Origin of the sequence: Flavobacterium sp. LC2016-13 (genome assembly GCF_009707955.1) — a bacterium.
In the GTDB taxonomy this organism is placed as follows: domain Bacteria; phylum Bacteroidota; class Bacteroidia; order Flavobacteriales; family Flavobacteriaceae; genus Flavobacterium.
Map to the genome: position 1 here is coordinate 212,650 of NZ_WMDQ01000004.1, position 14,388 is coordinate 227,037.

Annotated in this window: 14 protein-coding genes; 9 read left to right on the forward strand and 5 right to left on the reverse strand. The window is 32.2% G+C overall.

The features are described 5' to 3' along the window. Positions 1-3 precede the first annotated feature (3 nt). Positions 4-1,191 carry a glycoside hydrolase family 88 protein gene (locus GKZ86_RS10200; protein WP_154783007.1) on the reverse strand — a complete coding sequence of 396 codons (1,188 nt, stop codon included), beginning with the start codon at positions 1,189-1,191 and terminating at the stop codon, positions 4-6. Between the two features lie 171 nt (positions 1,192-1,362). Here GKZ86_RS10200 and GKZ86_RS10205 point away from each other — a divergent pair, with 171 nt between their 5' ends. Continuing rightward, complete coding sequence (locus GKZ86_RS10205; protein ID WP_194632482.1) at positions 1,363-1,686, forward strand: DUF2809 domain-containing protein; 324 nt, start codon at positions 1,363-1,365, stop codon at positions 1,684-1,686. Here GKZ86_RS10205 and GKZ86_RS10210 read toward each other — a convergent pair. Then, positions 1,667-3,445 carry an ABC transporter ATP-binding protein gene (locus tag GKZ86_RS10210; RefSeq protein ID WP_154783009.1) on the reverse strand — a complete coding sequence of 593 codons (1,779 nt, stop codon included), beginning with the start codon at positions 3,443-3,445 and terminating at the stop codon, positions 1,667-1,669. The genes GKZ86_RS10205 and GKZ86_RS10210 overlap by 20 nt on opposite strands. An 86-nt stretch (positions 3,446-3,531) precedes the next feature. Between GKZ86_RS10210 and GKZ86_RS10215 the strand changes: the two genes are divergently transcribed. The 4 genes from GKZ86_RS10215 to GKZ86_RS10230 all read left to right on the forward strand — a co-directional run bounded on the left by GKZ86_RS10215 (position 3,532) and on the right by GKZ86_RS10230 (position 7,686). Continuing rightward, complete coding sequence (locus tag GKZ86_RS10215) at positions 3,532-4,110, forward strand: non-canonical purine NTP diphosphatase (RefSeq protein WP_154783010.1); 579 nt, start codon at positions 3,532-3,534, stop codon at positions 4,108-4,110. A gap of 204 nt (positions 4,111-4,314) precedes the next feature. Then, a complete protein-coding gene (locus tag GKZ86_RS10220; protein ID WP_154783011.1) occupies positions 4,315-6,240 on the forward strand; it encodes a DEAD/DEAH box helicase in 1,926 nt (641 codons plus the stop codon). Positions 6,241-6,478: 238 nt separating this feature from the next. Continuing rightward, positions 6,479-7,252 (forward strand): carboxypeptidase-like regulatory domain-containing protein, encoded by a 774-nt coding sequence (locus GKZ86_RS10225; RefSeq protein WP_059118028.1) that lies wholly within the window; start codon positions 6,479-6,481, stop codon positions 7,250-7,252. 95 nt (positions 7,253-7,347) lie between these two features. Further along, positions 7,348-7,686 carry a DHCW motif cupin fold protein gene (locus GKZ86_RS10230; protein WP_154783012.1) on the forward strand — a complete coding sequence of 113 codons (339 nt, stop codon included), beginning with the start codon at positions 7,348-7,350 and terminating at the stop codon, positions 7,684-7,686. A gap of 284 nt (positions 7,687-7,970) precedes the next feature. Here GKZ86_RS10230 and GKZ86_RS10240 read toward each other — a convergent pair whose 3' ends face one another. Then, positions 7,971-9,431 (reverse strand): aminoacyl-histidine dipeptidase, encoded by a 1,461-nt coding sequence (locus tag GKZ86_RS10240; protein ID WP_154783013.1) that lies wholly within the window; start codon positions 9,429-9,431, stop codon positions 7,971-7,973. Positions 9,432-9,667: 236 nt separating this feature from the next. On the opposite strand from GKZ86_RS10240, the gene GKZ86_RS10245 reads away from it, so the two are divergent. From GKZ86_RS10245 to GKZ86_RS10255, 3 genes are all read left to right on the forward strand, one after another. Then, a complete protein-coding gene (locus GKZ86_RS10245; protein ID WP_194632481.1) occupies positions 9,668-10,729 on the forward strand; it encodes a DUF3810 domain-containing protein in 1,062 nt (353 codons plus the stop codon). Positions 10,730-10,879: 150 nt separating this feature from the next. After that, the gene (locus GKZ86_RS10250) at positions 10,880-11,374 is read left to right on the forward strand and encodes an RNA polymerase sigma factor (RefSeq protein ID WP_068843197.1); all 495 of its coding nucleotides are present in this window, start codon (positions 10,880-10,882) and stop codon (positions 11,372-11,374) included. Positions 11,375-11,382: 8 nt separating this feature from the next. After that, positions 11,383-12,015 (forward strand): hypothetical protein, encoded by a 633-nt coding sequence (locus tag GKZ86_RS10255; protein WP_154783014.1) that lies wholly within the window; start codon positions 11,383-11,385, stop codon positions 12,013-12,015. 198 nt (positions 12,016-12,213) lie between these two features. On the opposite strand, the gene GKZ86_RS10260 is transcribed toward GKZ86_RS10255, so the two are convergent. Then, entirely contained in the window at positions 12,214-13,023 is an 810-nt protein-coding gene (locus GKZ86_RS10260; RefSeq protein WP_154783015.1) for a 1-acyl-sn-glycerol-3-phosphate acyltransferase, read from the reverse strand. Between the two features lie 128 nt (positions 13,024-13,151). Continuing rightward, the gene (locus GKZ86_RS10265) at positions 13,152-13,802 is read right to left on the reverse strand and encodes a CoA pyrophosphatase (protein ID WP_154783016.1); all 651 of its coding nucleotides are present in this window, start codon (positions 13,800-13,802) and stop codon (positions 13,152-13,154) included. Between the two features lie 91 nt (positions 13,803-13,893). Here GKZ86_RS10265 and GKZ86_RS10270 point away from each other — a divergent pair, with 91 nt between their 5' ends. Continuing rightward, entirely contained in the window at positions 13,894-14,328 is a 435-nt protein-coding gene (locus GKZ86_RS10270; RefSeq protein WP_154783017.1) for a DUF4268 domain-containing protein, read from the forward strand. The last annotated feature ends 60 nt before the right edge of the window (positions 14,329-14,388 follow it).

Here is a 14,388-nt window from a genome sequence, read left to right on the forward strand (position 1 = left end):
ATTCTATTTTAGTTTTTGAAGTCTTAAAAGTGCTTCAAGATAATAATAATCTGCATAATTAATAGAACAATCTATTTCGCTTCCGGCCGGTTTGTGTCCGGTTGAATGAAGCAAAAATGCAGAATTCACGTCACGACTTTGATACTGATCTGAAAGCGAAACAATCATTTTTTTAGATTTTGCAAGATATTCGTTTTTCAAAGCTTTGTCTTTTGTATAAGAACTCAATTCTAAAAGTGCCGAAGAAACAATTGCAGCTGCAGAAGCATCTCGAGGTTCATTAGGAATTCCGGGTGCATTAAAATCCCAATACGGGATTAAATCTTCGGTGGTTAATTTATCTAAATAAACACGGGCCAATTTATGTGCAAAATCTAAAAACTTGGGATCTTTTGTTTCTCTGTAAACCATTGTAAAACCATATATAGCCCAAGCTTGTCCCCTCGCCCACATACTATCATCACTATATCCCTGAGCCGTTCTTCCTTTTATCTTCTTACCGGTTTCAAAATCATAAATAATAACGTGATAAGAAGTATAATCCGGTCTAAAATGATTTGCCATTGTGGTTTCAGCATGTTTTACAGCAATATCATATAACTTTTTGTTTCCTCCATTTTTAGATGCCCAAAAAAGGAGTTCCAAATTCATCATATTGTCAATAATTGTATTATGTCCTCCCATTTTATTATGTGGCCAGGATTGAATCGTTCCTACTTTTGGATTAAAAAGCGTTGCTAAAGTATCTGCCGTTTTAAGGATAACATCTTTGTATTGTTTGTTTTTTGTTAAGCGATATCCGTTTCCGAAACTATTAAAAATCTGAAAACCCAAATCGTGGTCGCCTGCTTTGCTTACAGATAATGGCGTTAAAAACTGACTGAATTTATCGGCTTGTTTTTCCCATTTTTTATCTCCCGTTGCTTCGTATAAATACCATAATTCACCAGGCCAAAAACCACTTGTCCAGTCTTTGTAACCAACAAATTTCCATTCTTTGCTTCCATTCGGAACCATTCTTGGAGAAGTTCCGTCATCAGGAATTACAGTCAATGTTTTAGAGGCTTGTGCTGCGCAATATTCGAGTTGTTTTTTAACATCGAATGAATCATTTTTTTGAGAATGTGCTTCATTTATAAAAAGAAACGAAACTAAAATTGAAACAATAAAAAAATTAAATTTTGTATGCATGTAGTTATATGTTAGATAATCAATAAAATTATAAAATAAAACAGTCCTATTCGAATCTTTGTATTTTTGTAATACTAAAAAAGTACAAATAATGCTAAATCAGGTTGAAATTTGAATAAATCCAGAGCTCTTTATTTCGTCCTGTTTCTATTGATTATTTTTCTTGGAATTATGTCAAGAAAAATTGCATTAATCCCTTTATATATTGGTGATTTACTGTATGCTGTAATGATTTATTTTTTGGTGAGAATCCTATTTACAAATCAAAAATCTTTGCAAATTATAATTTTGAGTGTATCGATTTGCTACGGAATTGAGTTTTTGCAACTTTATCAAGCGGAATGGATTGTTGAACTTAGAAAAACACTTTTTGGCAGATATGTTCTGGGGCAAGGTTTTCTTTGGAGTGATATTCTGGCTTATACTTTTGGAGTTTTATTTGCTTTTATAATGGAGAGAATCATCTTCAGAAACTCTAATCAAAAGTCTGCGTGATTTTATCAATATTTAAACTATTTGCCATTGCCATAAAAATTTGATAATAAGTAGCTTTATTATCATATAATTCATCGTGCGTGCCTTGTTCTACACATTTTCCTTGTTCTAAAACTATTATATGTGATGCATCAATAATTTGAGAAATACTATGGGAGATTATAATAACTGTTCTGTCTTTTTTTATGGCATCGAGTGATTTCTTAATTTGTTCTGTTGCAATCGCGTCTAAACTGGCCGTTGGCTCATCTAAAAAAATAATGGGCGGATTTTTTAAAAATAATCTTGCAATGGCAATTCGTTGTTGTTGTCCTCCTGAAAGTAAATGTGCATCAGAATCATAACCTTTTGGCAATTGCATTACTTGTTCGTGAATATAGGCTTGTTGAGCCGCTTCTATAATTTCTGATTGTGAGGCATCAGGATTTCCGTATAAAATATTCTCGGCAATTGTACCTTTAAAAATGTGGTTTTTCTGCAAAACCAATCCAATATTTTTGCGCAGAAAATCGGTATTGTAATCGTTTAAATCAACTCCGTCTAAATAAATTTTTCCTGACGAAGGCAAATAGAATTTATCGAGCAAATTAATAACAGTACTTTTTCCAGCTCCGCTTAATCCTACCAAAGCCGTTGTTTCATTTGGTTTTATGGTGAAATTAATATCAGAAAGTGCTTTTGTTCCGTTTGGATAAACAAAATCAACATCCTTAACTTCTATAAGTCCAACAATTTTTTCAGGAATATAATCTCCGCTCGTTTCTTTTTCATTATCAGATTCTAAAATATCAAAAAAGCCTTCAGAATAAATTAAGGCATCGTTTACTTCATCATAAATACGGTGCAATTGTCTAATTGGTGCCGAAACATTATTAAACAGCATAATATGAAACATAATCGCCCCAATTGTCATCGTATTATTCAAAACAAAATAAGCCGTTAGAATAATGATAATTACAACTCCAATTTGTTCAACGAAACCTTTAATACTTTCAAAAATAAAACTGGTTTTTCTGGTTCCAAGTTGATTTTCTGTCATTTCAAATTGAATTTTCTGATGACGATCAGCTTCCATAGGTTCACGAACAAATGATTTTATAACAGTTATAGATTCAATTAAGCTTATGATTCCGTTATTCTTCGTTTCACGATACGTTCGCATTCTTCGTCTAAAACCACTTAGTTTATTGGCTTGCAATTGACTGATGTAAAAATAAATGGGAATAATGCATAAACTCACTAAACCTACATACACATTGGCATAAAACATTAAAACCAAAGCCACAATTGCATTTGTAAACAGAGGTAAAATATCAATAAAAAAATTCTGAACTAATCTGGTTAAACTGCTAATTCCTAAATCGATTCTAGTTTGAAGCTTTCCGCTTTCATTTTCGTTTGAAGTATAAAACTCCATTCTGTAACTCAGGATTTTCTCGACAATTGCCTGAGAAATATCACGAGTTATAAAAATTCGCAGTTTTTCTCCATAAAACTTTTGCCCAAATTGTACTACCGAATACACCAATTCTTTGGATAGCAAAACAATACTAATAATCTCTAATAAATGAAACCCTTTTGATAATGGTTCGTGCGCTACCATTAAATTACTGATAGAATCTACTGTATATTTTAATATTAAAGCATTTACCTGAGCTGCAAACGAACCTAAAAAAGTAAGTAATAATGTAGCAATAACCATTTTTTTGTACGGTTTAACAAAAGGAGTTATTTTTTTATATAGTACGGATATCTGCATTTATTTTGTATTTTTAGGCAACATATCAAATATAAGAATTCTAAATTTGTGTTTCAAATTACTTATACATCTTTAAACTTATTATCATGCAACTCGTTTTCGCATCAAACAACCTCAATAAAATAAAAGAAATACAAAGCATTCTTAAAGGATCTATAGAATTATTAAGTCTTGAAGCAATTGGCTGTCACGAAGAAATTCCCGAAACGGCAGATACTATTGAAGGAAACGCAATTTTAAAAGCTAATTATGTTACTGAAAAATACGGTTATGATTGTTTTGCTGATGATACAGGTTTAGAAGTAACAGCTTTAAATGGCGAACCAGGCGTTTATTCTGCCCGATATGCCGGAGCACAACGGAATGCTGATGATAATATGAATAAACTTCTTGATGCTTTGGCAGAACAAAAAGATCGAAGCGCACAGTTTAAGACCGTTATTGCATTGAATATTAAAGGAGAACAACATTTATTTACCGGAATTGCAAAGGGAAATATCATTTTAGAAAAAAAAGGAAATCATGGTTTTGGATATGATCCTATTTTTGAACCGGAAAATTATACGGAGACATTTGCAGAATTATCTTCGGATATTAAAAATAAAATTAGCCATCGCGCAAAAGCAACTGAGCAACTAATTGATTATCTGAACTCCACAAAATAATTGTTTAAAATACAACATTTTAAAGGCGAAATTTTATATTTCACGACGAATTTTTTTTGAGTTTTGGTTCATTTTGGATAAAAATGATTTTACGATAAACATAACCTTTTGATAATCAAATCACAACAAATACATAATTCTTAAAATTGGATTAGTTTATCTGAATAATTAACAGTAATTTTGCACCCTATTTTAAAAATACATATGAATAAATTTGAACAATTAGGATTGAATGAATCGTTACTGAAGGCGATTTTAGATCTAGGATTTGAAAATCCGTCAGAGGTACAGGAAAAGGCGATTCCCCTATTATTGGAAAAAGACACAGATATGGTTGCGTTGGCTCAGACAGGGACAGGGAAAACGGCAGCTTTCGGTTTTCCGCTAATTCAAAAAATTGATGCTGAGAATAGGAATACACAAGCATTAGTTTTATCGCCAACACGAGAACTTTGTTTACAGATTACCAACGAACTTAAAAACTACTCAAAATACGAGAAAGGTATTAATGTTGTAGCAGTTTACGGCGGGGCTAGTATTACAGAGCAAGCTAGAGAGATTAAAAGAGGAGCACAAATTATTGTAGCAACTCCAGGAAGAATGCAAGACATGATTAACAGAGGTTTAGTAAACATTAAAAATATAGATTACTGTATTCTTGATGAGGCTGACGAAATGTTGAACATGGGATTTTATGAGGATATCGTATCTATTTTATCAGATACTCCGGATCAAAAAAGTACATGGTTGTTCTCTGCAACTATGCCACAAGAGGTTGCAAGAATTGCAAAACAATTCATGAGCGAACCAGTTGAAATTACTGTTGGAGCTAAGAACTCAGGTTCTGCAACAGTTTCTCACGAATTTTACTTAGTAAATGCTCGTGATCGTTACGAAGCTTTAAAACGTTTAGCCGATGCTAACCCGGATATTTTCTCTGTGGTTTTCTGTCGTACTAAAAGAGATACACAAGCTGTAGCTGAAAAATTAATTGAAGATGGATACAGCGCTGCTGCATTGCACGGAGATTTATCTCAGGCGCAACGTGATGGTGTAATGAAATCTTTCCGTGGAAGACAAATTCAGATGCTTGTTGCTACTGATGTTGCTGCACGTGGTATTGACGTTGATAATATTACTCACGTAGTAAATTACCAACTTCCTGACGAAATTGAAACTTACAATCACCGTTCCGGACGTACTGGTAGAGCTGGAAAATTAGGAACTTCTATTGTAATTGTTACAAAAAGTGAGTTGCGTAAAATTTCTTCTATCGAGAGAATCATCAAACAAAAATTTGAAGAAAAACCTATTCCATCTGGAATTGAGATTTGCGAAATTCAATTATTGCACTTAGCAAACAAAATTAAAGATACTGAAGTTGATCACGAAATTGACAACTACTTACCAGCTATTAACAATGTTCTTGAAGGTTTATCTAAAGAAGAATTGATTAAGAAAATGGTTTCGGTAGAATTTAACCGTTTTATTGCTTACTATAAAAAGAACAGAGATATTTCTAATCAGTCTTCAGGTTCTGAAAGACGTGAAAGAAGTGATTCTGAGCCAAGAGAATTCAATAATAACGGAGCAGTTCGTTATTTCGTAAACATTGGTTCAAGAGACAATTTCGATTGGATGACACTTAAAGATTACTTGAAAGAAACATTAGACTTAGGTCGTGATGACGTTTTCAAAGTAGATGTAAAAGAAGGTTTCTCTTTCTTTAACACTGATCCTGAACATACTGATAAAGTAATGGAAGTATTAAACAACGTACAATTAGAAGGACGTCGTATTAATGTTGAAATTTCTAAAAATGATGGTGGCGGAAGACGTGACCATAATGGCCGTAGCGGCGGTGGACGCAGTTCTGGCGGACCAAGACGCGAAGGTGGTGGAAGTTTCGGACCAAGACGTGAAGGCTCTGGTGGTGGAGGTTTTAGAAGCGACAGAAACTCTGCTCCTAGAGAAGGTGGTTTCAGAAGCGACAGAAATTCATCTGCTCCAAAAAGAGAAGGTGGTTTTAGAAGTTCAGCTCCAAGAAGTGAAGGAAGTTCAGACAGAGCTCCAAGACGTTCTGAAAGCTTTGGTGATTCACCAAGACCAAGAAGACCAAGAAGAGATTAATACTTTAATATCTTAAAATACAAAATCCCAAATTCCATACATAATTGGAATTTGGGATTTTTTTTACATTAAGAATCTTATGCCCTATAAATGAGTTTTGTATTTTAATCTTCCTTATCCTTTTTTATTTAAATACTAAAAGCAACACTGCTACCTTTGTTAATTTTCTGATAATTATATTCGAAGACTGCGAAATATTTAATCCCTATTTAGTACTTTTAGTGCTTTAAATCAGGATATGAAATATTTCGCAGTTTTCTTTTTTACCCTACTATCAGCCGTTGGTTTTGCGCAAGACACAGAATCTACTGTTCCGCAAAGAGTTTCTGGTTACATTATTAACGATAATAGTAAACAGCCTCTTCCTAACGTAAATATCATCAACACCAACAAAGTTCGTGGCGCCATGTCTGACGCTAAAGGTTACTTTGAAATTGATGTACAACCCAACGATACCATTCACTTTTCATTACTAGGATTTCAATCTTTAAGAATCAGAGTAACAAATGACTGGATAAAAAATAAAATTACCAGAATTCAGCTTACTGAAAAAGCAATTGCACTTGAAGAAGTTGTTATTGCTCCTTTTAATTTAACAGGTTATCTTGAAGTAGATTCAAAATTAATCCCAACTAAAGAAAATTATCGTTATAGTATTTCAGGTCTTACACAAGGTTATGAAGCGGGTGAATATTCTCCAAATGCATTTGGAAAAGTATTAGGTTCTATTTTTAATCCTGCAGATATGCTTTATAATTTCTTCGGAAAAAACGGAAGAGAACTCAAGAAATTGAAGGAAATGCGAAAGGATGATACTGTTCGAAATCTTTTAGAATCAAAATACGATCGCGAAACCGTATCGGTGCTTTTAGGTGTAAGCAAAGATGAAATCCCTGAAATTTTACACCGTTGCAGTTATTCTGATGCTTTTATTCAGGAAGCAAATGATTTACAAATCATGGATGCCATTAGTGCTTGTTATGAACAATATAAGGTGTTGAAACGTAATTAAAATACTTTTCAAAACATAAAATATTTAAATCCTCAGTTACAAATTTGTATTGAGGATTTTTTTTTAAATTATTTCAAATATAAAACCATAAAAATATGTCTGATATATCTTTTCAAACCATCGACTGGAGTAAAATTACTAAAACTGAACATTCAGGAGAGACCGGAATTGCGTATTGGCAAACATTGCAATTAGGAGGTTTACGTATTCGAAAAGTTAGTTATTCTGAGAATTATATTGCTGATCATTGGTGCCAAAAAGGACACATTGTACATTGCCTTGAAGGAAATTTTATCAGTGAATTAGAGAACGGAGAAAAATTCGAACTTTCAAAAGGAATGACTTATGTAGTTTCTGATGATGTAAGCTCTCACCGCTCTATAACTACAAAAGGTGTTGAATTACTGATAATTGATGGAGATTTTTTAAAATAATTACTTTAAATAAATTGAAATATTATTTCTACATTTACTTAGATCAAAAAAAGAGAAATAACTAAATTTTAAATATCATGGCAAAAAGTCAAGACGCTAAAAAGACGGTAAAAAAAGAACCGTTAAAAACAGCTAAGGAAAAGAAAGAAGAAAAAAGAGAGAAGAAAAATGCTCCTAAAAGAGATTAATTTTTAAATTTTCAGTCGCAGTATTCAGTTTTCAGTGACAGTAGCAGTTTTCAATCTCAAAGGAAACTGAAAACTGCTACTGAATACTGAGACTTATTACTTAATCGGAATATTCGAAAGAATTTCTAATACGAATTTCCAATATTTTTGAGCTGATGAAATACTTGCTCTTTCATCAGGAGAGTGTGCTCCATGAATGGTTGGACCAAAAGAAATCATATCCATATCAGGATAATTTGTTCCAAGAATTCCACATTCTAAACCTGCGTGACAAGCAACAACTTTTGGTTTCTCGTTGTTTTGTTTCTCGTAAATTCCAACCAAAGTATCTAAAATTTCAGAATTGACATTTGGTGTCCAACCCGGATAAGATCCTGAAAGTTCTACTTCGCAACCAACCAACTCAAAAGCAGAACGCAAAGAATTAGCCAAATCAAATTTTGAAGTTTCTACAGAAGAACGTGTTAAACATCCCACTAAAATCTCGCCATCTTTTACGATAACACGCGCAATATTATTTGAAGTTTCTACTAAATCAGCCATATCAGCACTCATTCTGTAAACTCCATTATGTGCGGCGTAAATTGCTCTGATAATTCCTTCCTGAACACCTAAATCCATTACTTTTTCTGGTAAATCGCATTTTACGATTTCGATAGTAAGGTTTGGCTCTGTTGTTTTATATTCTGCTTTTATATCGTTGATGATTTCCTGCATATCAAAAATATACGCTTCATCAAACATTTCAGAAATAATGACTTTGGCAACACTTTCTCTCGGAATCGCATTTCGTAAACTTCCTCCATTAATTTCAGCCACTTGTAAACCGAAGTTTTCAAAAGCATCAAATAATAAACGGTTCATAATTTTATTAGCATTTCCTAAACCTTTATGAATATCCATTCCTGAATGACCTCCATTAAGACCTTTTACCGTAATAATATGTCCAACTGATCCTTCCGGAACTTCTTCTTCGTGATACGCTCTTGTAGCTGTTACATCAATTCCTCCTGCACAACCAATATCAATTTCATCATCTTCTTCTGTATCCAGGTTTAATAAAATCTGACCTTGAAGAATTCCTCCTTTAAGGTTTAAAGCACCTGTCATTCCAGTTTCTTCATCAATTGTAAATAATGCTTCAATTGCAGGATGCGGAATATCTTTGCTTTCTAAAATAGCCATAATTGTTGCTACTCCAAGTCCATTGTCAGCACCAAGCGTTGTTCCGCGAGCGCGAACCCAGTCACCATCAACATACATATCAATTCCTTGAGTGTCGAAATCAAAAACTGTATCTGTATTTTTTTGATGTACCATATCAAGATGTCCTTGCAGTACAATTGCTTTACGGTTTTCCATTCCCGGAGTTGCCGGTTTTCTTATAATTACATTTCGAATTTCGTCTTCAAAAGTTTCTAAACCTAAGCTGTTTCCAAAGTTCTTCATAAACTCGATCACACGCTCTTCTTTCTTTGACGGACGTGGAACTGCATTTAAATCTGCAAATTTATTCCATAGCGCTTTCGGTTCCAGATTTCTTATTTCCTGACTCATTATATTTTGTTTGAAGTTTAACAATTAAGAGTCCCAAAGTTACAAAGTTTAAATTCTTTTTTGCCACCAATTACACGAATTAGCACTAATCTTATCGGAATTAAAATATAATTCAAGAATATTTTTCTGCTTTTACAATTACAGAATTATTAATTAGTGAAAATTAGTGGAATTCATGGCTAACTTTTTTTATCAATCAATATTGTATTTATATTTACGTAATCAAAATTTATGCTGTGAAATCAAAATACATTTTACCTTTATTATTTCTCGTACAAATCATTCTTTTAAAGATTCTTCCTTTCTTTCCAGAATTTATCGAACGTTTTTACAGCAACGTATTATATTTGAAAATCTCTCATTTTTCAAGAATCGTTTTAGGTAAAATTCCTTTTTCTTTTGGCGATTGTATCTATTCTATTTTAATTTTATTATTAATCCGATGGTTATGGAAAACAAGAAAAACATGGAAACTTCAATGGAAAGATAATCTTTTGAAGGTTTTGAGCGTTCTTTCAATATTCTATTTCTTCTTTCATTTATTATGGGCCTTCAATTATTACAGAGAGCCTCTTTTCGAAAAAATGAAAATTCAAAGAGAATATACAGATGCTGAATTATTGGTTTTTACTAAAAAATTAATCATTAAAACAAATGAAATTCAGTTTCAAATAACGAAAAATGACAGTGCTAAAATCGTTTTTCCGTATTCTCAAAACGAAGCTTTTCAAATGAATTTAAATGGATATAATAATCTTGCCAAAGAACATCCTTATTTTAAATATGAAATTTTAAGCGTTAAAAAATCACTTTTTAGTTTACCGCTGACTTATATGGGTTTTGGAGGTTATCTAAATCCGTTTACAAATGAAGCTCAGGTAAATGATTTAATGCCAATGTATAATTTTCCGCTTACTAGTTGCCACGAAATGGCGCATCAAATAGGATTTGCAAGCGAAAGCGAATGTAATTTTATTGGCGTTTTAGCATCGGTTAAAAATGATAATTTGTATTATCAATATTCCGGTTATAGTTTTGCATTGCGTTATTGTTTAGGAATTTGGCAGGTAAAAAATGAGAAGATTTTTAATCAATTGAAAAAAACTGTTCATGTCGGAATTTTAAAAAATTATAAAGAAAGCCACGATTTCTGGAAACAATATGACACTTTTATTGACGAAGGTTTCCATATTCTTTATGATAATTTCCTAAAAACAAACAATCAAAAAGATGGCATGGAAAGCTATAGTAAATTTGTTGACTTGATGGTGAATTATTATAAAACGCGAGAATTATAGTTTTTTTACCACAGATTACACGGATTAAAATGTTTTTTTATATTGCGTTAAAGTGAAAAAGAATTACAAATCTTTTTTAATCTTTTTAATCTGTGGCAAAAAATAAAAGATTAACTGTAACAAAAATCATTTCATACCTACTAATAAAATATGAGCGAAAATCTAGAACAATCATTTGTTGCGCAATTGCAGGCAAATCAGAATATAATCCACAAGATTTGTAGATTATATACTGCCGGCGAAGATGCACACAAAGATTTGTTTCAGGAGATAACAATTCAGCTCTGGAAAGCGTATCCAAAATTTAGAGGCGACAGTAAATTTTCGACCTGGACATATCGTGTCGCTTTAAATACCGCTATTACCTTATACCGAAAAACCAAACGTACCGTATCGACAGTAGAATATGAAAGTCATCAGCATTTTGTAAAAGATGTTGATTACAATTATGAAGAAGAAGAACAGATTAAATTGATGTACAAGGCCGTTTATCAGCTTAATGACATCGAAAAAGCATTAGTTTTTATGTATTTAGAAGACAAAGATTATCAAGAAATAGCTGAAACCTTAGGTATCAGCGAAGTGAATGCACGTGTGAAAATGAACAGAATCAAGGGGAAACTTAAAAAGATACTAAATCCTTAAAAATTATTATGAAAGAACTGGATTTACTAAAAAAAGACTGGAAAAAGAACTCGGATTCTTTTGAACAAATTTCTGAAAAAGAAATCTATAAAATGATTCACAAAAAATCATCTTCTATTGTAAAATGGATTTTGATTATTAGCATTTTAGAGATTCTATTTTGGACGGTTTCGAATTTCTTTTTCAGTACTGATGAAATGCTGATTAAGATAAAACATGCAGAAATGATATTTTATCTTGAGCTCCTAACCTATTTCAATTATGTTGTGGTCTTGATTTTTGTGTATTTTTTCTATAAAAATTACAAAACGATTTCTACTACAGGATCTACAAAATTGTTGATGAGCAGCATTTTAAAAACCAGAAAAACAGTTCAATATTATGTTTGGTACAATTTAGGAATGGCTGTTATAAGCTCAATTATTAGCTTTTTCATCGCCTTTGTATACAATCCTGAAATGGATTTCCTGAGAGATAAACTTGCTACAAATGGCAAAGCAATGTTTATTACTGTTGGTATTTTGTTTTTGGTAACATTAGCCTTTTTAGGGATATTCTGGTGCTTTTACAGATTATTATACGGAACTCTGTTACGCAGATTGTATGCGAATTATAAGGAGTTGAAGAAAATTGATTTTTAATTGAGGTGCAAAGGTTCTGAGTCGCAAAAGTTCAAAGTTTTTTTTTGAGGTGCTAAGGCGCTAAGGTTCTGAGTTGCTTAGTTTTTTTAATACTGAGATAGTATAAGATATATTCTAAATTGGAATATTAAAATTCCAAATTCGAGTTGGTAAAAAATCTAAAGTTTTTCAATCTAAAATCAGAAATCTAAAATCCCTTTAATATTCCCATCTTCTCAACTTATTTAATTCTTCCTGAATTTTAATTTCTTCTGCAGGAATAACTTTTAAGAATGATGGATGTTGTTCGATAGCAAATTCTACTTTTTCGACGATTTCATCGATAGTATCATTTTCATAATCAATATCAAGAGGTTCTTTGATGATAAACGATTGAAGAATTCCTTTCTTTTTCATACGGAGTCCTTTTTTATCAAACGAACGACGGAAACCATCAATTACAATCGGAATTACGATAGGTTTATGTTGTTTGATAATATGTGCGGTTCCTTTACGAACAGGCTTAAATGACTTTGTTGTTCCTTGAGGAAATGTAATTACCCAGCCATCTTCAAGCGCAATTTTAATATTTTCAGTATCATTTGGGTTAACATCACGTTTTTCAGTTACATCAACACCTTTTGCACGCCAGGTTCTTTCTACGGTAATTGCTCCAACATAAGCCAGAATTCTAGGCAATAAACCGGCTTGCATTGTTTCTTTTGCAGCAACATAATACAAGTTCATTTTTGGCTGCCACAAGTAACCAATATTTTTAATATTGTCCTCACGTCCGCTTAAACTTGCGTTAAAAACATGAAACATAGCAACTACATCAGCAAAATAAGTCTGATGATTGGATATAAACAAAACATTATTATCAGGCAGTGTTTTAATAATTTCAGATCCTTCAATCTGCAAATCATTAAATCCTCTATATCTTCGGTGCGTCATAGCGCCCAAAATACGAATTAACCATTTTTTAATGAATAATATATGTCCAAAAGGATTTCGTTTAAACAATCCCATAGCTGTGTTAGTATTATGTTTTTTGTTGAATCGCAAACATACAAAATATATTGATTTGGCAACATTAATAAACAATTCCGAAAAGAAATTGATATCGTAATGAATATCAAATTGTTAAATTTATGTATTTACGATTTTTCTTTAAAAACAGTTTTCAAAACATCTCTTAGTTCACTTAATATCATTGCTGTTGCTCCCCAAACAATATGATTTTCGATATTGAATGCGGGAACTAAAATATTATTTCCATAAGAAGTTGACAATGTGGCTTCGATAATAATTTCATCATTCAAAAAAAATGAAAGCGGAAGCTCTATAATACCAGCTACTTCTCTCACATCGGGACGAAACAAAAGTTCTTCTTTTGAAATCCCTAAAAAAGGATGTACTAAAAAATTACTTGGCGGAATATACATTGGCGAAAACTCCTTAATGACTTCAACTTTTTCAGACAAAACACCAACTTCTTCCTCTGTTTCGCGTAAAGCTGTATATTTAAAAGACGCATCAAAAGTCTCATATTTTCCGCCCGGAAAAGCAATTTGCGATGAGTGAACGCCATTATAAGCATTTCTGACAATTAAAACCAAATGTGTTTCTCCATTTTTTGGATAAAATAACATCATAACGGCTGCAATTCTCGGATTTATAGCTTTTAAATCAAGGTTTTTTAATGCTTCTGTTCGCTCTTTAGGTGCCATTTTTATATGCGCAGCTTCAGCTGGAAGTTCAACAGGAATTAAATTAGGAACATATTGCAAAAAATCTTGAAAATCCATATTCAAAGTTTATTTTTGTACTTTCAAATAAAATATAAATATAGTCCAGAAAACGCGGTTCTACAAGTTTTCTAAATTTAAAGCCATAAAAATGTACAGTAGAGAGGAATCACAAAAATTAAAAAGAGAGTTTTGGGTGGCTTTCGCCGAAAAATATCCACGTAAATGGGTTCTTTATGATACAAAAATCAAAGACTTCTCTTTTAAATTTTATGTTGACAATAAAAAAGCACAGGTTTTAATTGATATCGAACCTCGCAGCGATGAAAAACGTATTGCTTATTTTGAAAAAATTGAAGCTTTAAAAAATATTCTGGAAGAAGAATTCATAAAGGATTTGGTTTTCGAAAAAAATTATACTTTAGAAAGCAGCAAAACAATTAGCCGAATTTGGGTCGAAAAACAAGGAGTTGGTTTCAGCAATCGTAACAACTGGGATACTATTTTTGATTTCTTCTTTGAAAAAATGCACGCTCTCGAAATGTTCTATTTAGAGTATGATGAGTTTATTAAGGATATTTCTTAAGTAAGTGTCTGAGGTTCTCAGACACTTACTTCCTAAGTTTTTCAGCAACAAACCCCGACA